Source organism: Microbacterium sp. LS_15, assembly GCF_041954735.1.
GTDB lineage: Bacteria > Actinomycetota > Actinomycetes > Actinomycetales > Microbacteriaceae > Microbacterium.
Genome location: NZ_JAVAYD010000004.1, coordinates 167229 through 186606, shown reverse-complemented (window position 1 = coordinate 186606; position 19378 = coordinate 167229). Strand labels below are relative to the sequence as shown.

21 protein-coding genes are annotated in these 19378 nt (G+C 69.2%); 10 read left to right on the top strand and 11 right to left on the bottom strand.

The annotated features are described in order from the left end of the window. The first annotated feature begins 24 nt into the window (after positions 1-24). On the top strand, positions 25-591 hold the full coding sequence (locus RAC69_RS08010; RefSeq protein ID WP_050721493.1) for a LemA family protein: 567 nt from the start codon (positions 25-27) through the stop codon (positions 589-591). Positions 592-633: 42 nt separating this feature from the next. Here RAC69_RS08010 and RAC69_RS08005 read toward each other — a convergent pair whose 3' ends face one another. Beyond that, entirely contained in the window at positions 634-1113 is a 480-nt protein-coding gene (locus RAC69_RS08005) for a hypothetical protein (RefSeq protein ID WP_375086340.1), read from the bottom strand. Next, entirely contained in the window at positions 1110-2456 is a 1347-nt protein-coding gene (locus RAC69_RS08000) for a winged helix-turn-helix domain-containing protein (protein ID WP_375086338.1), read from the bottom strand. Before RAC69_RS08000 ends, RAC69_RS08005 begins: the two co-directional genes overlap by 4 nt. 161 nt (positions 2457-2617) lie before the next feature. Here RAC69_RS08000 and RAC69_RS07995 point away from each other — a divergent pair, with 161 nt between their 5' ends. Together RAC69_RS07995 and ilvA are read left to right on the top strand one after the other, a co-directional pair. Continuing rightward, positions 2618-3814, top strand: a complete 1197-nt coding sequence (locus tag RAC69_RS07995; protein WP_375086337.1) for an AI-2E family transporter — start codon at positions 2618-2620, stop codon at positions 3812-3814. Then, complete coding sequence (gene ilvA / locus RAC69_RS07990) at positions 3811-5040, top strand: threonine ammonia-lyase (protein ID WP_375086336.1); 1230 nt, start codon at positions 3811-3813, stop codon at positions 5038-5040. The genes RAC69_RS07995 and ilvA overlap by 4 nt, the downstream gene beginning before the upstream one ends. Before the next feature lie 136 nt (positions 5041-5176). Here ilvA and greA read toward each other — a convergent pair whose 3' ends face one another. After that, positions 5177-5665: a transcription elongation factor GreA gene (greA, locus tag RAC69_RS07985; protein WP_341935068.1), complete on the bottom strand. Its 489-nt coding sequence runs from the start codon at positions 5663-5665 to the stop codon at positions 5177-5179. A 96-nt stretch (positions 5666-5761) separates the two neighbouring features. After that, complete coding sequence (locus RAC69_RS07980; RefSeq protein ID WP_375086334.1) at positions 5762-6148, bottom strand: DUF4307 domain-containing protein; 387 nt, start codon at positions 6146-6148, stop codon at positions 5762-5764. 69 nt (positions 6149-6217) lie between these two features. On the opposite strand from RAC69_RS07980, the gene RAC69_RS07975 reads away from it, so the two are divergent. Beyond that, positions 6218-6502 carry a hypothetical protein gene (locus RAC69_RS07975; protein WP_341935066.1) on the top strand — a complete coding sequence of 95 codons (285 nt, stop codon included), beginning with the start codon at positions 6218-6220 and terminating at the stop codon, positions 6500-6502. 70 nt (positions 6503-6572) lie between these two features. On the opposite strand, the gene RAC69_RS07970 is transcribed toward RAC69_RS07975, so the two are convergent. Continuing rightward, complete coding sequence (locus tag RAC69_RS07970) at positions 6573-7301, bottom strand: hemolysin III family protein (protein ID WP_375086333.1); 729 nt, start codon at positions 7299-7301, stop codon at positions 6573-6575. A 120-nt stretch (positions 7302-7421) separates the two neighbouring features. Here RAC69_RS07970 and RAC69_RS07965 point away from each other — a divergent pair, with 120 nt between their 5' ends. Both RAC69_RS07965 and RAC69_RS07960 read left to right on the top strand, forming a co-directional pair. Continuing rightward, a complete protein-coding gene (locus tag RAC69_RS07965; protein ID WP_375086399.1) occupies positions 7422-8201 on the top strand; it encodes an isoprenyl transferase in 780 nt (259 codons plus the stop codon). 200 nt (positions 8202-8401) lie between these two features. Beyond that, complete coding sequence (locus tag RAC69_RS07960) at positions 8402-9787, top strand: PhoH family protein (protein ID WP_375086332.1); 1386 nt, start codon at positions 8402-8404, stop codon at positions 9785-9787. 70 nt (positions 9788-9857) lie between these two features. Here RAC69_RS07960 and RAC69_RS07955 read toward each other — a convergent pair whose 3' ends face one another. From RAC69_RS07955 to xseA, 5 genes are all read right to left on the bottom strand, one after another. After that, positions 9858-11270: a class II fumarate hydratase gene (locus RAC69_RS07955; RefSeq protein WP_375086331.1), complete on the bottom strand. Its 1413-nt coding sequence runs from the start codon at positions 11268-11270 to the stop codon at positions 9858-9860. Then, positions 11267-11956, bottom strand: coding sequence for a carbonic anhydrase (locus RAC69_RS07950; protein ID WP_341935063.1), 690 nt, complete (start codon positions 11954-11956; stop codon positions 11267-11269). The genes RAC69_RS07955 and RAC69_RS07950 overlap by 4 nt, the downstream gene beginning before the upstream one ends. Before the next feature lie 3 nt (positions 11957-11959). Further along, positions 11960-12598, bottom strand: coding sequence for a DUF4245 family protein (locus RAC69_RS07945; protein WP_375086330.1), 639 nt, complete (start codon positions 12596-12598; stop codon positions 11960-11962). Next, positions 12595-12834, bottom strand: a complete 240-nt coding sequence (locus tag RAC69_RS07940; RefSeq protein ID WP_341935061.1) for an exodeoxyribonuclease VII small subunit — start codon at positions 12832-12834, stop codon at positions 12595-12597. The genes RAC69_RS07945 and RAC69_RS07940 overlap by 4 nt, the downstream gene beginning before the upstream one ends. Before the next feature lie 157 nt (positions 12835-12991). Beyond that, positions 12992-14272, bottom strand: a complete 1281-nt coding sequence (gene xseA / locus RAC69_RS07935) for an exodeoxyribonuclease VII large subunit (protein WP_341935060.1) — start codon at positions 14270-14272, stop codon at positions 12992-12994. Positions 14273-14362: 90 nt separating this feature from the next. Between xseA and RAC69_RS07930 the strand changes: the two genes are divergently transcribed. The 3 genes from RAC69_RS07930 (at position 14363) to RAC69_RS07920 (ending at position 16973) form a co-directional block, all read left to right on the top strand. Further along, a complete protein-coding gene (locus RAC69_RS07930) occupies positions 14363-15406 on the top strand; it encodes a 4-hydroxy-3-methylbut-2-enyl diphosphate reductase (protein ID WP_375086398.1) in 1044 nt (347 codons plus the stop codon). 2 nt (positions 15407-15408) lie between these two features. Continuing rightward, positions 15409-16197 (top strand): IclR family transcriptional regulator, encoded by a 789-nt coding sequence (locus tag RAC69_RS07925; RefSeq protein WP_375086327.1) that lies wholly within the window; start codon positions 15409-15411, stop codon positions 16195-16197. Between the two features lie 254 nt (positions 16198-16451). After that, positions 16452-16973, top strand: coding sequence for a DUF6264 family protein (locus tag RAC69_RS07920; protein ID WP_375086326.1), 522 nt, complete (start codon positions 16452-16454; stop codon positions 16971-16973). A 66-nt stretch (positions 16974-17039) separates the two neighbouring features. Here the strand turns inward: RAC69_RS07920 and fbaA are convergent, their stop codons facing one another. Then, complete coding sequence (fbaA, locus tag RAC69_RS07915) at positions 17040-18068, bottom strand: class II fructose-bisphosphate aldolase (protein ID WP_341935057.1); 1029 nt, start codon at positions 18066-18068, stop codon at positions 17040-17042. A 182-nt stretch (positions 18069-18250) separates the two neighbouring features. On the opposite strand from fbaA, the gene glpX reads away from it, so the two are divergent. After that, complete coding sequence (glpX, locus tag RAC69_RS07910; protein WP_251585932.1) at positions 18251-19237, top strand: class II fructose-bisphosphatase; 987 nt, start codon at positions 18251-18253, stop codon at positions 19235-19237. The last annotated feature ends 141 nt before the right edge of the window (positions 19238-19378 follow it).

Genomic DNA, 19378 nt, shown 5'->3' with positions numbered 1-19378 from the left:
AACACGAGGAAGGGTGGGCCTCTGATGGAATGGCTCGTGCCGGTACTGATCGTCGTCGGAGTGATCCTGCTCGTCGGCATCTACCTGTGGGCGACGTACAACTCGCTGGTGCAGCTCAACGTCCGCGTCGACGAGGCCTGGAGCGGCATCACCGTGCAGCTCAAGCGACGAGCCGACCTGATCCCGAACCTCATCGAGACGGTCAAGGGCTACGCCTCCCACGAGAAGGCCGTGTTCGAGAACGTCACGCGTGCTCGCGCCGAGACGCTGTCGGCAAGCGGGCCGGGCGAGGCGGGCATCGCCGAGGGGCACCTGCAGCAGGCGCTGCGCAGCCTGTTCGCGGTGGCCGAGGCGTACCCGCAGCTGCAGGCGAGCCAGAACTTCCTGCAGGTGCAGCAGGCCCTCGTCGACACCGAGGACAAGATCCAGGCCGCCCGCCGCTTCTACAACGGGGGCGTGCGCGAGCTGAACACGAAAATCAAGGTCTTCCCCAACAACCTCTTCGCCAAGGGGCTCGGCTTCACCGAGCGCGAGTTCTTCGAGGTGGCCGACAGCGGCGCGATCTCCGAGCCCCCTCGCGTGCAGTTCTGACGCTCCGCGTAGCGAGCGACGACATCAGCACGGGTATCGACATCACCAGACAGTGAGGTCGATGCCCGTCGTCGTGCGCGCGATGTCGCCGCGCAGCGACCAGTCGTCCGTGCGGTAGGTCTCGGTGCGTGGAGCACCGTCCTGACCCGTTCCCGTCACCGTGGCGACGAGCTCGCCGCCCTCCGCCACGAAGCCGTCGTCGCTGAGGGCGACCTGGGGCATCCGCTCGATGCGGAACCGAGCGTCCGCCACCACCGCGAACTCGGTTCCCCACGGGATGCGGATCCCGCACGCGTCGGGGACCACGCCGTTCGGCGCGCCCGCCGCTGTGCACTGCTCGAGATGCTCCTTGAGCTCTGCTTGAGCCGCGGCGAGCAGATCGACGGTGGCGGTCGGCGACGGGGGCGGACTCGATGACGCCTCCGGCGTGCGACCCGATGTCGACCACACGATCGCGGCGATCGCGAGGACCACGACGATCATCGCCCCGCCGCCGAGGAGCCACCGCGTGCGTCGCGTCACCGCGTCGCCTCCTCGAGCTCCTCGGGTTTCCCGCTCTCCTCGTGTCTGCCGAGCTCGCCGGGCTCCTCGGGTTCGCTGGGCTCGCCGGTCTCCCTCGCATGCACGTGTCGGCGCACCGACACGGCAGGCAGGGCGCTGAGGGCTCGGTGCAGGCCGTCGGCGGCGGTTCCCCAGCCCGACACCGACACGTGCTCAAGGCCCTGCCACGTCGCAGCGAGCGCGAGTTCGCTCGCGACGCGCTCGGCGTCTGCACCGGTATCCGCCTGCGGCTCCCACCACGCCGACTGCACCTGCAGGGTGGACGTCGCCCGCTCGGCCTTCAGATCGACGCGCGCGACCACCCGGTCGCCGACCAGTACGGGCAGCGAATAGTAGCCGTAGCGGCGCTTCTCCGCGGGGACGTAGATCTCGATGCGGTAGTCGAGGTCGAAGGCCCGGAGCGCGCGGTCGCGGAACCACACCACCGGGTCGAACGGCGTGAGCAGCGCTGCCGCGTCGATTCGTCGCGGCAGCACGGCATCGCGGTGCCGCCATGCGGCGAGCGGACGGCCGTTGCGCTCCCATCCGCGCACTCGGACGGGCACGAGTTCGCCCTCGTCGACGAGGTCGGCCACGGCGCGCGAGATCGTCGCGCGGTCGCGGATCCGGTAGTAGTCGGCGAGATCGGCCATCGTGGCGACGCCCGACGAGCGAGCCGCACGCCGGATCAGCTCCCGGATGGAGTCGGAGTACGAGACCTCGCGCGTACGGACGTGGTCGGGGATGACGTGCTCGGCCAGCGCGTAGCTGCGCTCGAAGCCCTTCCTTCCACTGATCGCGACGTCTCCGGTGCGCCAGAGATGCTCCAGCGCCAGCTTCACGTCGTCCCAGTCCCACCACGTGCCCCGTTCGCGGGGCGCATCTGCTCGCAGGTCGGCCGGCCGCAACGGTCCCTGCGCACGCAGCTCGTCGAGGACCCAGGAGAGGGTCTGGGCGTTCTGGCCCGCCCACGAGTCCGGGTCGGCCCCGCGGCGTCGGAACCTCTCCATGCGGAAGCGCCACAGCGGCCAGTCCTCGACGGGGATGAACGTGGCCTCGTGGGCGAGGTACTCGACGTAGTGCGTCGTGCGCGAGAGGAAGACTCGGTCGAGAAGTGCAGGATCGTAGCTCCCGAGACGCGAGAACAGCGGCAGATAGTGCGACCTCGCGAACACGTTGACCGAGTCGATCTGCAGAACGCCGAGACGGTCCATCACCCGATGGATGTGCCGCGTCGTCGGAGCCGTCGTCGGCCGGGCGCGGGAGAAGCCCTGGGCCGCGAGCGCCATGCGGCGTGCCTGCGCGGAGCTGAGAGTGTCGGTCACCCGGCCAGCGTAGCCAGGGTCGCCGACATCGGGGCGCTGCCGCCGACCCGATCCGCACCGCATCTGCGCCCCGATCGCACCGCGTCATCCCGCCGATCCGCACCGCGTCATCTTGCCGCTCCGCGTCGGGGGAGCGGGGTCGAGCGCCGTAGACTTGGGCGATGAGCGAAGAGCAGCGTCCGCGGCTGAGAGACCTCTTCCGGCCGCGCCCGATCTCGACCGACCGCACGGTCACGACACCGGCCGACGAGGCGGTTCCGCGCGGTCTGCGCATCAGCGCCGCCTACGCCTGGCGCCTGCTCCTCATCGCGGCCGTGGTCGCCGGGTTCATCTGGATCGTCATCCAGCTCAAGCTCCTCGTCATCCCGCTCATGGTCAGCATCCTCATCACCGCTCTGCTGTGGCCGGCCTTCCAGTGGATGCTGCGCCACCGCTTCCCGCGGTGGGCTGCCGTGGCGATCTCCCTCATCGGAACCATCGCGATCGTCTCCGTGCTGATGTGGCTCGTCGTGTGGCAGGTGCGTCAGCAGCTCCCCGACGTGCAGAAGCGCAGTGCCGACGCGATCGAGCAGTTCCGCCAGTTCCTGCTCGAGGGGCCGCTGCACCTCAGCGAGTCGCAGATCCAGGGCTACATCGACCAGGGCCTGCAGATCGTCAACGAGCAGGCGCAGACGCTCTTGAACGGCGCTCTCGCTGTCGGCACCACGGCGGCGCACGTCGTCACCGGCGCGGTGCTGGCCCTCTTCATCCTCATCTGCCTCCTCGCCGACGGCGGCCGGATCTGGCGGTGGACGCTGCGCCTGTTCCCGCGCGCGGCCCGCCCCGCGGCGGACGCCGCGGCGACCAACGGATTCGCGACCCTCGTCAACTATGCGCGCACGCAGCTCTTCGTCGCCGCGATCGACGCCGTCGGCATCGGCGTCGGCGCCGCTCTGCTCGGCGTCCCGCTCGCGATCCCCGTCGCCGTCCTCGTCTTCCTCGGCTCGTTCGTGCCGATCGTCGGTGCCGTCGTCACCGGCGCGATCGCCGTGCTGCTCGCGCTCGTCTACAACGGCCCCTGGATCGCCCTCGCCATGCTCGGCGTCGTGCTCGCGGTGCAGCAGCTGGAGGGGCACATCCTGCAGCCGATCATGATGGGATCCGCCGTCAAGGTGCACCCGCTCGCGGTGGTGCTCGTCGTGGCCGGCGGCTCCATGGTCGGCGGCATTCCCGGGGCGCTGTTCGCGGTGCCCCTCGCGGCCTTCGTCAACGTCGCCGCGGTCACCATCAGCACAGGGTCGTGGCGTACGGGCGACCAACCGGACGCCGACCTGATCTGGAGCACAGTCCCGCGCGAGCGGACACGGAGGAATCCATGAGCGCAGTCCCGAGCCTGACCGAGTTCGAGCACGCCGCTCAGAGTCTGGCTGAGGTGATCATGCACACGCCGACCCTGCCGTCGCGCGCGCTGACCGACGTCCTCGGCTCGCCCGTGATGCTCAAGATGGAGAACCTGCAGCGCACCGGATCCTTCAAGATCCGCGGTGCCGCCTACCGTCTGTCACGGCTCAGCGCCGAGGAGCGCGCCCGCGGCGTCGTGGCGGCGTCGGCAGGCAACCACGCGCAGGGCGTCGCCCTCGCCGCGCAGGCGCTCGGCATCCCCGCGACCATCTTCATGCCGATCGGCGTCCCGGTGCCGAAGCTCCTCGCGACCCGCAACTACGGCGCGGAGGTCGTGCTCGAGGGCGAGACCGTCGCGACCTCGCTGCGACTGGCCGCCGAGTTCGCCGACCGCACCGGTGCCGTGCTCATCCACCCGTTCGACCACCGCGACATCGTGATCGGTCAGGGCACGCTCGGTCTCGAGCTGCTCGACGACGCCCCCGAGGTCGACACGATCGTGCTCGGCATCGGCGGCGGCGGCCTCATCGCCGGCGTCGCGGCGGCCGCCAAGCTGCGCGCCGCCGAACGCGGAAGGTCGATCCGGATCGTCGGTGTGCAGGCCGAGAATGCCGCCGCCATGCTTCCGTCGCTCGAAGCGGGGCGCCCCGTCGACATCGAGACGCGGCCCACCATCGCCGACGGCATCCTCGTCGCACGCCCCGGCGCGATCCCCTTCGACATCATCAAGGACCTCGTCGACGAGGTCGTCACGGTCTCCGACGACGATCTGGCGCGAGCCATCCTCATCCTGCTCGAGCAGACCAGGGTGGTCGCCGAGCCGGCGGGCGCAGCGGGCGTCGCCGCGATCCTCGCGGGGAAGGTGCAGTCGTCGGGCACGACCATGGCGGTGCTGACGGGAGGAAACATCGACCCGCTGCTGCTGCAGCGCGTCGTGTCGCACGGACTCGCCGCCTCCGGCCGTTACCTCACCATCCGCATCCCGCTGCCTGACCGCCCCGGCCAGCTCGCACGGGTGTCGGAGCTCATCGCCGAGGCGGGGGCCAACGTCATCGAGGCCATGCACACCCGCCACGGTCACGGGCTGCAGATCAACGACGTCATCCTGGAGCTCAGCGTCGAGACGCGCGGACCGGAGCACTCCGACTTCACGCTCGAGACGCTGCGGCGCGAGGGGTTCGTGCCGATGGTGGTGCCCGACTGATCCTCTGTGGGCACCTGATGCCGCGATGCGCGCAGAAGTGCCGCGTCAGGTGCCAACCGAACGTGACGGCCGCCACCCGGGTGCGCACATCACGAAGGCCCCGTCCGAACGGACGGGGCCTTCGTGATGTCACCGGTCAGCCGGTGTAGGTCTCGACGTTGACGATCTCGACCGAGATCGAGCGGCCGTTCGGCGCCTCGTACGACGACTTCTCGCCGACCTTGAGTCCGAGGATGGCCTGGCCGAGCGGGCTCGCCTCGCTGTAGACGTCGAGGTCGCTGCCGGCCGCGATCTCGCGGCTGCCGAGCAGGAAGACCTCTTCGCCGCCCGCGACGACGGCCGTGACGACCGTACCCGGCTCGACGATGCCGCGGCTGGGCGGGGCCTCGCCGACCTTCGCGGTCTTCAGCAGACCCTCGAGGGTGCGGATGCGGGCCTCCTGCTTGCCCTGCTCGTCCTTTGCGGCGTGGTAGCCGCCGTTCTCCTTGAGGTCGCCCTCTTCGCGGGCTGCCTCGATGCGCTTGGCGATCTCCTCGCGACCCGTCGTCGACAGGTGCTCCAGCTCGGCGACGAGCCGGTCGTAGGCTTCCTGCGTGAGGAAGGGAACCTGAGCGTCAGTAGACATGACGAAGCTCCTTCATTCGGTATCCGCCGACGTCCTGCGGGGGATATGCCAAGACGCCCCGGCACGGTGCCAGGGCGTCGTCTGTCTGCCCTGAGTCTAGGCGACCCAGCAGCTGTTCACCAAACCCGTCGTCGCCTCCGCGACGGTGGGCACGGTGGTCGACAGCGCCTGGGCGTGGGAGTCGGATGCCGGGATCTCGACGACCTTCCAGCCCACCACGCCGAACTCCTCGTCGAGCGCCTCGACGACGCACACGACGTCCTTGCCCTGCGCGCCGGTGATCTGGAAGCGCACGTCGACCGTGTGCTCGTCGACGAGGTCGAAACCCAGATCGTCCGAGTCGACGTTGTTCATCTGTTCCGTCACAACCGACCAGCCGAAGGCCCCGACGAGGAGCACGGCCACGGCGATGAGCACGATCCACGGCGCTTTCCGTCTGCGGGTACGTCCATAGCGGTCGTCGAGCTGCTGTGCGGTCGTCACGGGGCGGGTCTTCCGGTCGTTAGGCTGGTAACTCCAGGTTATGCGACCTGCGCAGGAAAGGCAGACTCCATGCTCGCTCTGACCGAGACCCCGATGCCGACACCGTCGATGACGGTGGCGCCCGAGTCGGTCACCCCCGGATTCGTCGGCTTCGCCGCCGTGGTGATCCTGCTCGTCGCCGTGATCCTGCTGATCCTCGACATGAATCGCCGGATCCGTCGCGTGCGCTATCGCGAAGAGGTCCGCGAGGAGCTGGATGCCGAGGAGGCCGCACGCGCGGCGGACGAGGCGACGGAGACGGATGCCGACGAGCCGATCGTGCGCGAGGGCGACGACGACCCGGAGAAGCGCTGACGCACGACCCCACGGCCCGTCCCCGACGGCCGGCCCCCGACGACCGGCCTCGCGGCGCGCAGCCGCGCGGTCAGGCGCCCAGCGAGGGCGACAGCGGCTCGAGAGCGATGAGCAGGCACGCCGTCCAGTGGCACAGGAACGCCAGCACGGTGCACACGTGGAAGATCTCGTGGAACCCGAAGTGGCCCGGCCACGGGTTCGGCTTCTTCAGCGCGTAGACCACGGCGCCGCCCGTGTAGAGCAGTCCGCCGACGATGACGAGCACCATCATCGCGACGTTGGCGTTCAGCAGGTCGACGATGTACATCACGGCCGCCCAGCCGAGCAGCAGGTACAGGGCGACGTACAGCCAGCGCGGCGCGTTGATCCAGAACACCCGGAACAGGATGCCGAGCAGCGCCCCGCTCCACACGAGGATGAGCAGCAGCATCCCCTTCTCGGGCGGCAGCGCGAGCACGGCGAGGGGAGTGTACGTGCCGGCGATGAGCAGCAGGATGTTCGCGTGATCGATGCGCTTGAGGACGACCTTGACCGTGGGGCCCCAGTTGAAGCGGTGGTAGACGGCGGAGTTGCCGAACAGCAGCAGCGACGAGGCCATGAAGACGGCGGCGGCCCACTTCGCGGCACCGCCCTGGGCGAAGACGATCAGGACGATCCCGGCGGCGATCGCGACGGGGAACGTCCCGGCATGGATCCAGCCGCGCCACGTGGGCTTGATCTCGACGTGCGCGTCATCGGCCGCCTCTTCGAGCAGCGGAAGCTGGGGAAGATCGGGGGCGGAGGCGTCGGGAGTGCTCACGTGCTCACTCTAGGCGGGGTGCCATTCCACCAGGCGTACATAACCTGAGAGCACTCCGAAGGCGGCGTCGACGCTCGCTCCCGGGCTTTACCGAGCCCCGCACGATAGCGTAGGGAGGTGATGTCACGTGATGGTCAGGGGCGGGGGCCGCTGTACCGCCTCTACACCAGCCGGCTGCGTCGCCACATCGATCCGGCGTCCGTTCCGCATCACGTCGCCATGATGATCGACGGCAACCGTCGATGGGCACGGCAGCTCGGCTACGACACCCCTGCGGAGGGGCACCGTGCCGGCGCCGCCAAGATGCGCGAGTTCCTCGGCTGGTGCGACGAGCTGGGCATCCGGGTCGTGTCGCTCTACCTGCTGTCGAGCGACAACCTGCGCAAACGCGACTCCGCGGAGCTCGCCGACCTCATCGAGATCATCGCGGAGCTCGCCGAGGCGCTGTCGCAGGAGGGCAACTGGCGCGTCAAGCACGTCGGACGCTCCGACATCCTCCCGCCCGAGCTCGCACGCGTGCTCGACGATGCGCAGGAGCGCACGAAGGATCACACCGGTCTGCACGTCAACCTCGCGGTCGGCTACGGCGGACGCAACGAGATCGTCGACGCGGTGCGCAGCATCGTCACGGCGCATCAGGCGTCCGGCGGGACGATCGAAGACCTCGCCGCCCACCTCACGCCGGAGATGATCGGGGAGCACCTCTACACGGGCGGACAGCCCGATCCCGACCTGGTCATCCGCACGAGCGGCGAGCAGCGGCTCAGCGACTTCCTGCTGTGGCAGAGCGCCCACAGCGAGTTCTACTTCGTCGAGGCGCTCGGCCCGGATCTGCGGCAGGTGGACTTCATCCGCGCCATCCGCGACTACGCCGACCGCGACCGTCGATTCGGCCGCTGACCCGCCGACCGCGAGCGGCCCGGATCCGTTCATCAACACGTAACGAATTGCTGGCGTGTCGAGCCGACGAAATGTCGGCGGCTGGTCGTAGCTTCTAGGCATCGGGCAAGGCGCCCGTCGAGTCGGCCTCAGGTTCGCGACTCGTGACCCCCTGGTCGACTCGTTCGAATAGCCGGGATTCCCCGGGTCGGGAGTGGGTCGTGACCTCACGTATAGCGCAGCAGTCCTCCAGCAGCACCGCGCAGCAGTCCACCCGTAAGACGACGAGTCGGGCCACGTCCGCAGTCCCTGATCAGGACCTGCGCACCTACGTGCTCGACACCTCGGTCCTGCTGAGCGATCCGCAGGCGCTGTTCCGTTTCGCGGAGCACTCCGTCGTCCTCCCGGTCGTCGTCATCACCGAGCTCGAGGGCAAGCGCCACGACCCCGAGATCGGCTACTTCGCGCGCCAGGCCCTCCGCCACCTCGACGACCTGCGCATCGAGCACGGTCGCCTCGACTTCCCGGTCGAGGTCGGGGAGGGGGGAACGCTGCGCGTCGAGCTCGCCAACACCGACACCTCCGTGCTGCCCGCCGGCATCCGACTCAGCGACAACGACAGCCGGATCCTGTCCGTCGCGATGCACCTCGCCCAGGACGGGCAGGACGTCACCATCGTCTCGAAGGATCTGCCGATGCGCGTGAAGGCCGCGTCGCTGGGCCTGCGCGCCGAGGAGTACCTCGCCGAGCAGGCCGTCGACTCCGGCTGGACGGGGATTACCACGCTCGACCTGTCGGGCGACGAGATCAGCGACCTGTACGAGAGCGAGGTGGGGATCAGCGAGGAGGCCCGCGGCCTGCCCGTGAACACGGGACTGATCATCCACTCCGAGCGCGGCTCGGCGCTGGGGCGCGTCACGGGAGACGGCGAGTACCGCCTCGTGCGCGGTGACCGCGACATCTTCGGCATGCACGGCCGCTCCGCCGAGCAGCGCATCGCGATCGACCTGCTGCTCGACCCGGAGGTCGGCATCGTCTCGCTCGGCGGACGCGCGGGAACGGGCAAGTCCGCTCTCGCGCTCTGCGCGGGTCTCGAGGCCGTGCTCGAACGGCAGCAGCAGAAGAAGATCATCGTCTTCCGCCCGCTGTTCGCCGTCGGAGGTCAGGAGCTCGGCTACCTGCCCGGAGACCAGGGCGAGAAGATGGGACCGTGGGGCCAGGCCGTGTTCGACACGCTCGGATCGGTCGTCTCGGGCAACGTCATGGAAGAGGTCGTCGAGCGCGGGCTGCTGGAGGTGCTGCCGCTCACACACATCCGCGGACGCTCGCTGCATGACGCCTTCGTGATCGTCGACGAGGCGCAGTCGCTCGAACGGAACGTGCTCCTCACGGTGCTGAGCCGGATGGGACAGAACTCGCGCGTGATCCTCACCCACGACGTGGGCCAGCGCGACAACCTTCGGGTCGGACGCCACGACGGCATCGCCAGCGTGATCGAGACCCTGAAGGGGCACGACCTGTTTGCCCACGTCACGCTCATGCGCTCGGAGCGCTCGGCGATCGCCGCGCTCGTCACCGAGCTGCTGGAGGGCGGCGAGCTCAGCTAGACAGACGAGAAGGGACAGGTGGATGCCGCAGGGAGCGTCCCTGCGGCATCCACCTGTCCGGACGGCCGGGTCAGCCCGGGTGGGTCATCGACAGAAGGTCGAGCTTCTCGTCGAGCTGCTCGAGGGTGAGGTCGCCGCGCTCCACGTAGCCGAGGTCGATCACGGCGTCGCGCACGGTGATGCCCTTGGCGACCGAGTGCTTGGCGATCTTCGCGGCGGCCTCGTAGCCGATCAGCTTGTTCAGGGGCGTCACGATAGACGGGCTCATGCCGGCGAAGGCGGCCGCGCGCTCGAGGTTGGCCTGCAGGCCGTCGACGGTCTTGTCGGCGAGCACGCGCGAGGCGTTCGCGAGCAGACGGATCGACTCGAGTAGCGCCGTACCCATGACGGGGATCGCGACGTTCAGCTCGAAGGACCCGGATGCTCCGGCCCAGGCGACCGTCGCGTCGTTGCCGATCACACGCGCGCACACCATGAGCACGGCCTCCGGCACGACGGGGTTGACCTTGCCCGGCATGATCGAGGAGCCCGGCTGCAGGTCGGGGATGTGCAGCTCGCCGAGACCCGTGTTGGGGCCGGAGCCCATCCAGCGCAGGTCGTTGTTGATCTTCGTGAGCGACACCGCGATCGTGCGCAGTGCGCCGGACGCCTCGACGAGACCATCACGGGCGCCCTGTGCCTCGAAATGGTCCTTCGCCTCGGTGATCGGCAGCTCGGTCTCGGCTGCGAGCAGCTCGATGACCTTCTGCGGGAAGCCGAGCGGGGTGTTGATGCCGGTTCCGGTGGCGGTGCCGCCGAGCGGCACCTCGGCGACGCGGGGGAGAGCCGACTGCACGCGCTCGATGCCGAGGCGGATCTGACGCGCGTACCCGCCGAACTCCTGACCCAGGGTGACCGGGGTGGCGTCCATGAGGTGCGTGCGACCGGACTTGACGGCATCCTTCCAGAGCTCCGCCTTCGCCTCGAGGGCGACGGCGAGGTGGTCGAGGGCGGGGATGAGCGTGTCGATGAGCGCCTGCGTGACCGCGATGTGCACGGAGGTCGGGAACACGTCGTTCGACGACTGCGACGCGTTGACGTGGTCGTTCGGGTGCACGTTCGCGCCGAGGATGCGGGTGGCCAGCGTCGCCAGCACCTCGTTCATGTTCATGTTCGACGACGTGCCCGAGCCCGTCTGGTACGTGTCGACGGGGAATTCCCCGTCGTGCGTGCCAGCGGCGACCTGGTCGGCGGCCTGGGCGATGGCGTCGGCGATCGCACCGTCGAGCGTGCCGAGCTCCTTGTTGGCGAGCGCCGCCGCCTTCTTGATGCGGGCGAGCGCAGCGATCTGCGCCGACTCCAGGCCCTTGCCCGAGATCGGGAAGTTCTCCACCGCGCGCTGGGTCTGCGCCCCGTAGAGCGCGTTCACGGGCACCCGCACCTCGCCCATGGTGTCGTACTCGATGCGGCACTGCGACTGGTCGTCGCTGCGCTGGTCGGTCATTCCGAACCCTCCTTGGTTGCGGGGCTCTGCCCCTCGGTCTCGATTCCGTCGGTCTCGATGCCGACGGTGATGACGGGCACGGCGGTGCCCTCTGCGAGTCGGTAGTTGGCGCCCACGATGCCCAGGCGTCCCTCGGCCACGGCGTTCGAGATGATCTCGGACGACTGCAGCAGGTCGCCCACCGTGTTGCGCAGGTGCTCGCGCCCGACGAGCTCGGCGTCGATCTCGTCGACGGTCGTTCCACCGCTCTCGGCGAGCACCTTGCGGGCCGCGGGCACGATCGGGGCGATGAGCTTCCAGATGTGCGGAGGCAGCGGGTCGGCGTTGATCGCGGTGCCGTCGATCGCGGCGCGCACGGCACCGCACGAGTCATGCGCGAGCACCACGATGAGCGGTACCTCCAGCACGGCGACGGCGTACTCGAGGCTCGCGACGATGGACTCGCCGATCACCTGACCCGCGTTGCGCACGACGAAGAGATCGCCGAGGCCGAGGTCGAAGATGATCTCGGCGGCCAGGCGGGAGTCGGAGCACCCGAAGAGGGTCGCCACCGGGTGCTGAGCGGCCTCGAGGTCGCGGCGCCGCGCCACATCCTGATTGGGGTGACGGGGCTCGTCGTTCACGAATCGCCGGTTCCCCTCCTGCATCTGCGTCCAGGCGGCGGCGGGCGTGAGCGGGTGCGTCATGGGCTACTCCGAGAGATCGCGGATCTGGGGGACGAGGGTTTCGGCGAGGTCGGCGGTCGATTCGGCCGAGCGCGAGCCGTACAGGAGCACGTAGTCGTCGCCGGCCTGCGTGCCGATGGCGTAGGTCACGTTCTGCTTGGCGCCCGCATCACCGAGTGAGTACACGTCCCACTCCAGTCCGCCGATGTCGGTGGTGTCGGTCGGGGCGATGCCGTTCAGCCGCTGCGGGGCCCAGGAGGAGTCGACGCCGAAGGCCTGGGCGAGCTTGATGAAGCCGCGCTCGTTCTGCGATGCGGGGGCGAGCGTGACATCCCACACGGGGGTCGCGCCGCTCGTGAGGCCGGCGGCGTTCACACGCCAGAAATCACCGAGCTCGGGGACGATGACGGGGCTGCCGACGGAGGACTCGACGTCGGCGGCGATGCCGACCATGTCGACTGTGCGCTCGGTGGCCGGCTCGCCGCGGGGCACGGCCAGCACGATGACGACGACGATCGCCAGGGTGGCGAGTAGTGCGGCGATGAGTCCGCGGACCGTCTGACTCGACCGGTACGCCTTGCTGAACTCGGCCTTGCGGACCGCGGTCTCCTCCGGCGTCTCGGGGCGGCCGAGCTCGGCGACGATCGGGGCTCGTCTGCTCATGACTCCGCTCCGTCGGGGGAGTCGGATGCTGCGGCCCGTGCGGCGTCCAGGCGGCGCTTCGCGCCGAGGAGCCACTCCTCGCACCGGGCAGCGAGCGCCTCTCCGCGCTCCCAGAGGGCGAGTGACTGCTCGAGGGTCGGCGCGCCCTGTTCGAGCTCCGCCACCACCTTCACGAGCTCGTCACGCGCGGCCTCGAACGACAGCGTGTCCACAGGGGTGTCGTTCAGCGCACTCACGCCTCCATCCTACGCGGCGCACGCCGAGCGCTCACGCGGAGAGCCGCCGCGGAGCCATCGCGCTGCAGGGCACGGACCGCCGCACTCCGACGCCGTCGCACGGTGGCAAGACAGCTCGCCTCGCGTGTCACACGTCGCGTTCCGCGTCGGGATCCGCTCAGTCGTCGCTCTCGGCGATCTCGCCCTCGGAGCGCGCCGAGATCGACCCCCGGTCGACCGTGATCGTCAGGGCGCTGCCCGCCGGTGCGTCGGCGGCGTCACGAAGGATCACACCGCCGTCGAGGTGTGCGATCGCGTAGCCGCGGGCGAGCGTCGCGGCGGGGGAGAGCGCGCGCAGCGAGGCTCGCAGCTCGCTCGTCTTCCTCCCCGCGGCGTCGAGCTGCCGGGTGATGCTGTCGCGGCCCCGGGAGAGCATGAGCCACACCTCCTGCGACCGTGAGTCGATGATCGGGTCGGGGGAGCGCAGAGCCGGCCGCGAGCGCAGCTGCTCGAGCTGCGCGATGTCATGCGTGACGCGCTGCGTGAGACGCGACGTGGCACGCGAGCGAAGCTGGGCGATCAGCGCCCGCTGCTCGCTGACGTCCGGCACGACGCGCTTCGCAGCATCGGTCGGTGTCGATGCGCGCAGGTCGGCGACGTCGTCGAGCAGGGGGTGGTCGTTCTCGTGGCCGATCGCGCTCACCACGGGGGTGGATGCTGCTGCGACAGCACGCACCAGGCGCTCGTCGCTGAACCCGAGCAGGGTCTGGGGATCGCCGCCGCCCCGCGCGATGACGATCACGTCGACGTCGGGGTCGGCGTCGAGGCGGGCGAGAGCGGCGAGGGTGTCGGGTACGCACCGGTCGCCCTGGACCGCCGCGTACTCGGTGCGGAATCGCACCTGCGGCCACCGGAGCTCCGCGTTGCGGTGCACGTCCTTCTCGGCATCCGATCGCTCGCCGGTGATGAGGCCGATCACGTGCGGGAGGAAGGGGAGGCGCTTCTTGCGCGACGGGTCGAACAGGCCCTCCTGGCGCAGCTGCGCACGGAGGCGTTCCAGACGCTCGAGCTGGTCGCCCAGCCCGACGTGCTTCATGGCCGACACCGCGAAGCTGAAGTCACCGGACTTCACGAAGTAGTCGGCCTTGACGGCGGCGACCACGTGATCGCCGACGCCGAGGTCGTTCGGGATGCGCGGACGCACGCTCGACCAGATGCGGATCGAGATCTGCGCATCCGAACGGGTGTCCTTCAGACGGGCGAAGATGTTGCCGGCGCGGATGTTCCACGAGGTGATCTCGCCCTCGACCCACACCGTGTTCCAGCGGGCGACGAAGTCGCGGATCGTGGCGTTCAGCCGCGCCACCGAGGTGGGGGCCGACGCCGACGAGTCGCGCGGTGCGACGGCGTCGGCGGGGGGCGTCTCGCCGGGACGCGTCGACGCTTCGAAGACTGTCATCCGCTCAGTGCACCTTCCCGGTCCTGCTCAGCCAGCCGACGGTAGAATCGAAGGGTGACTTCGACTGCCGTTCATCTCCCGACTCCCCGCATCCCACGAGTACGTGCGGCGGCAGGTCGGCTTCAGGATAACCCGGTGGTCGGACAGAAGCGTGTTCTACTCGCCGCTCCACGCGGATACTGCGCAGGCGTCGATCGCGCAGTGGTCGCGGTCGAGAAGGCCCTGGAGCGCTACGGCTCGCCCGTCTACGTGCGCAAGCAGATAGTGCACAACATCCATGTCGTCACCGAGCTCGAGGAGAAGGGCGCGATCTTCGTGGAGGAGGTCGACGAGGTCCCCGAGGGAGCGCACGTCGTCTTCAGTGCACACGGAGTGTCGCCCGCGGTCGTGAACGCGGCATCCGATCGAGGTCTGCACGCGATCGACGCGACCTGCCCCCTCGTCACGAAGGTGCACCGCGAGGCCGTGCGCTTCGCGCGCGACGACTTCGAGATCCTGCTCATCGGTCACGACGGCCACGAAGAGGTCGAGGGCACGGCGGGCGAGGCCCCCGAGCACGTGACCGTGGTGAACTCCCCGGAGGAGGCGGACACGGTCGAGGTCAAGGACCCGTCGAAGGTCGTCTGGCTCTCGCAGACCACGCTGTCGGTCGACGAGACCATGGAGACCGTCAACCGCCTGCGCACGCGCTTCCCCGAACTGCACAATCCGCCGTCCGACGACATCTGCTACGCGACCCAGAACCGTCAGGTGGCGATCAAGAAGGTCGCGAAGGACGCGGATCTCGTGATCGTGGTCGGATCGGCGAACTCGTCGAACAGCGTGCGCCTCGTCGAGGTGGCCCTCGAGTACGGCGCCAAGGCCGCCTACCGCGTGGACTACGCGGAAGAGGTCAAGCAGGAGTGGCTCGACGGCGTCGCCACCGTGGGCGTGACCAGCGGGGCCTCGGTACCCGAGGTGCTCGTGCGCGAGGTGCTGGACGCCCTCGACGGCGCAGGCTACCGCGACGTCGAAGAGGTGAAGACGGCGGAGGAGGACCTCATGTTCTCGCTGCCCAAGGAACTGCGACAGGATGCCTCGGGTCAGCGCGACTCGCGGGCTCTGGGAGGTCGCGCGTCCGGCGGAGGCGCATAGCGGTGAACGCCCCCGAGGCGGAGCCGACCCTCATCGGGTCGGTGCAGCGCGCGCTGCGTCTGGTCGACATCGTCGCCAACTCGCCTCGGCCGATGCCGGTGAAGACGCTCTCCGCCGTCACCGGGCTCACCACCGGCACGACCTACAACCTCGTGCGCACCCTGATCCACGAGGGATATCTGACGAGCGAGCCCGACGGGCTGGTGCTGGGGACGCGCTTCCCGGCCTTCCAGTCGGAGACCGACGCTCGTGGAGTCTTCCTGGCACGCGTACGGGCGGCACTCCGCACGGTCACCGACGAGGTCGGCGCGACGGCCTACCTGTCCCGGTACCACGACGGTGAGATGCACCTCGTCGACATCGTGGATGCCGTGCGGAATCCGCGCATCGAGCTCTGGGTCGGCCTCGACGCCAGCGCGCACGCGACCGCGCTCGGAAAGCAGATCCTCGCCGATCTCTCCGACGATGAGCGGCTCGACTATCTCTCTCGGCACCGTCTCGAGGAGCTGACCCCGCGCACGATCAGCGATCGTCGCACCCTGCTCACCCAGCTCGAGCACTCCCCAGGCTTCGCCGTCGACCAGGAGGAGTACGCGATCGGCAACACCTGCGTGGCCGTGCCGGTGATCGCACCGCACGTGGTGGCTTCGCTCGCGATCTCCCTGCCGTCCGAGCACGTCGTCGACCGGAGGCTCGTGATGAGGATGCAGCAGACGGCGCGGCGGCTGTCCCTGCAGCTGGGGGCCGAGGTCCTGTCCGACAGCGAGAGCGTTCTCGACTTCTCGATCTGACGTTGTTTCACTATCTGAAGAAATAGCCATGGTGGATCACCCCGGGCCGCTCCTATCATCAAGGTGTAGCCGTCTGTGCAAACGAGGCTACTGGTGTGCGAACGTCCCCAGCGTTCCATCTACCACCAGGACGGCAGGTGTCCCCAGCATCCGCCGTCCGCGGCCCCGAGGATTCCCCAAGCCTCCGGGGCCGTCATCGTGTCCGGGGACTTCCGCTGAGAGTCGTTCCGAGGCGGCCCGGATAGCATGACGGGATGACCGACCAGCGGCCGCAGTACGGGGAGCTCGCCACTCCCGAGGAGCAGCGCAGAGCGGCGGGCCTGCCTCCGCTCGACCAGATGCCGGATGCCGCCGTCGCCGCCCCTCCGGCTGCGGCCGAGACGGAACTGCCCGTTCGGCGGACGAACCCCGTCGACCGGTTCGTCACGATCGCGCTGCTCGCGTACGGCCTCATCAACGTCGTGCTGACCGCGATCTCCTACCTCGACTTCCCGACCGCGATGAACGAGGTGATGAAGATCGTCGGCGTCGACGGCGAGTTCACCAACATCGCGCAGGGGCGTGTGTGGGGCACCATCGCGGCGATCGTGCTCGTCGTCGGATGGTCTGTGACCGTGGCCGTCTCGCTCCGCCGGTTGCGCAGCAGGCGCCTCAGCTGGTGGGTCCCCATCGTCGGAGCGGCGATCACGCTGCTGCTCACGTCGATCTGCGCGGCGATCCCGATGATGGGCGATCCCGCATTCGTGGACTACATCATGAGCACCACCGCTCGCTGATCCAGCCCTGGACGCACGGATGCCCCCGGCCGAGTCGGCCGGGGGCATCCGTCTGTCAGCGGTGGGTCAGCTCTGCGACTGCCCGTACGAGCCGAGCTGACGGGTCGACTCGACCACGCGGGCCGCCATCGCGGTCTCGGCGATCTTGCCCCACGCCCGGGGGTCGTACTGCTTCTTGTTGCCGACCTCGCCGTCGACCTTCAGGACGCCGTCGTAGTTCTTGAACATGTAGTCGGCGATCGCACGCGTGTACGCGTACTGCGTGTCGGTGTCGATGTTCATCTTGATGACGCCGTTGGCGACCGCGAGGGCGATCTCGTCGTCGGTCGAGCCGGAGCCGCCGTGGAAGACGAGGTCGAGCGGCTTGGGGCCCGTGCCGTACTTCGCGGCGACCTGCTCCTGGATCTCGCCCAGGAGCTCCGGACGCAGCTTCACGCCACCCGGCTTGTAGACCCCGTGGACGTTTCCGAACGTGAGCGCCGCGATGTAGCGGCCCTGCTCGCCGAGTCCGAGAGCCTGCACGGCCTGGTCGACGTCGGCGAAGGTCGTGTAGAGCGCCTCGTTGGAGCCCTCGTGCGCAACGCCGTCCTCCTCGCCGCCGACGACGCCGATCTCGACCTCGAGGATCGCGTTGATCGCCTTCATGCGGGGGAGCAGGTCCTTCGCGATCTCGATGTTCTCGGCGAGCGGCACGGCGGAGCCGTCCCACATGTGCGACTGGAAGATCGGGTTGCGGCCGGCCTTGACCTCTTCCTCTGATGCCGCGATGAGCGGCTCGACGAAGCCGGCGAGGGCGTCCTTCGGGCAGTGGTCGGTGTGCAGCGCCACGGTGACGGGATAGTTCTTGGCGACCTCGGTCGCGTAGCGCGCGAAGGCGAGGGCGCCGGTCGCGCGAGCCTTGACCGTGTGGCCGGCGAAGTAGTCGGCGCCACCCGTGGTGACCTGGATGATGCCGTCGGAGCCGGCCTCGGTCAGGCCCTGCAGGACGGAGTTGATCGTCTGCGAGCTGGAGACGTTGAAGGCGGGATACGCGAAGCCGCCGGCCTTCGCGCGGTCGAGCATTTCGGCGTACTGATCCGGGGTGGCGACGGGCATGAGAACTCCTGCGATAGGTGAAGCCGGGACAGCTGTCACTCTATCGGGGTCGGTGTCCGGATACCGTCGAGGGAACCCCACCCACGGGCGCTCCCTGCCATGGTGTTAAGAACTCCGATTCCTTCGGTCGCCGAGGGGTGAAAACGGCGGTGTGAACCGTGTTCCGTGGCTAGGCTGACCGCATGGTGAGTCTGACGGCCGATCTGAGCCCCCTGCGTCCCGACCGGAACCTCGCAATGGAGCTGGTGCGTGCGACAGAGGCGGCGGCCATCCGAGCCGTTCCCTTCATCGGGCGCGGCGCCAAGGAGGCGGCGGACGGCGCGGCGGTCGACGCGATGCGCGCGTTCCTCGGAACGGTCGCGTTCCAGGGCCGGGTCGTGATCGGCGAGGGGGAGAAGGACAACGCCCCGATGCTGTTCAACGGCGAGGTCGTCGGCACCGGCACGGGTCCCGAGTGCGACATCGCCGTCGACCCGATCGACGGGACCTCGCTGACCGCCGCCGGACGTCAGAACGCGCTCTCGGTGATCGCGGTCTCGGACCGGGGCTCGATGCTCGACGCCTCGAGCGTCTTCTACATGGACAAGCTGGTCACGGGCCCGGCGGGTGTGGGCGTCGTCGACATCCGCCTTCCGATCGGCGAGAACATCCGCAAGCTCGCCGGAGCGCTGGGCAAGCCGGTGGACGAGATCGTGGTCTCGGTGCTGAACCGGCCCCGCCACGAGAAGCTCATCCAGGAGATCAGGGATGCCGGAGCCGGCACCCGCCTGATGAGCGACGGCGATGTGGCCGGCGGTATCAACGCCGCGCGACACGCCGCGCGGACCGACATGTGCGTCGGCGTCGGAGGCAGCCCGGAGGGCATCGTCACGGCCTGTGCGATCAAGGCTCTCGGCGGGCACATCCAGGGCCGTCTGTGGCCCCGCGATGACGACGAGCGCCAGCGCGGAATCGACGCCGGTCTCGACATGGACAAGGTGTACGAGGCCGACGATCTCGTGCGCGGGGACAACACGATCTTCGTGGCGACGGGCGTCACCGACGGCCAGCTCGTCGCGGGTGTTCGACGCGAGCACGGGTACATCTACACCGAGAGTGTCGTGCTGCGTGGCGCCTCGGGGACGCTTCGCCGGATCGCTTCGGAGCACCTCGTCTCGAAGTGGCTCTGACCTGATCGCCGCCGCGTCGTCGCGGCATCGTTACCGAGCCGGTATGCCCTCACGGCGACCCGGCGCCGAGCTTTCCTGCAGGGTCGTGTCACAATTGACCCTGGGTTTGTCGCCGTCGACGGAGCCGCCAGGCACCGCAGG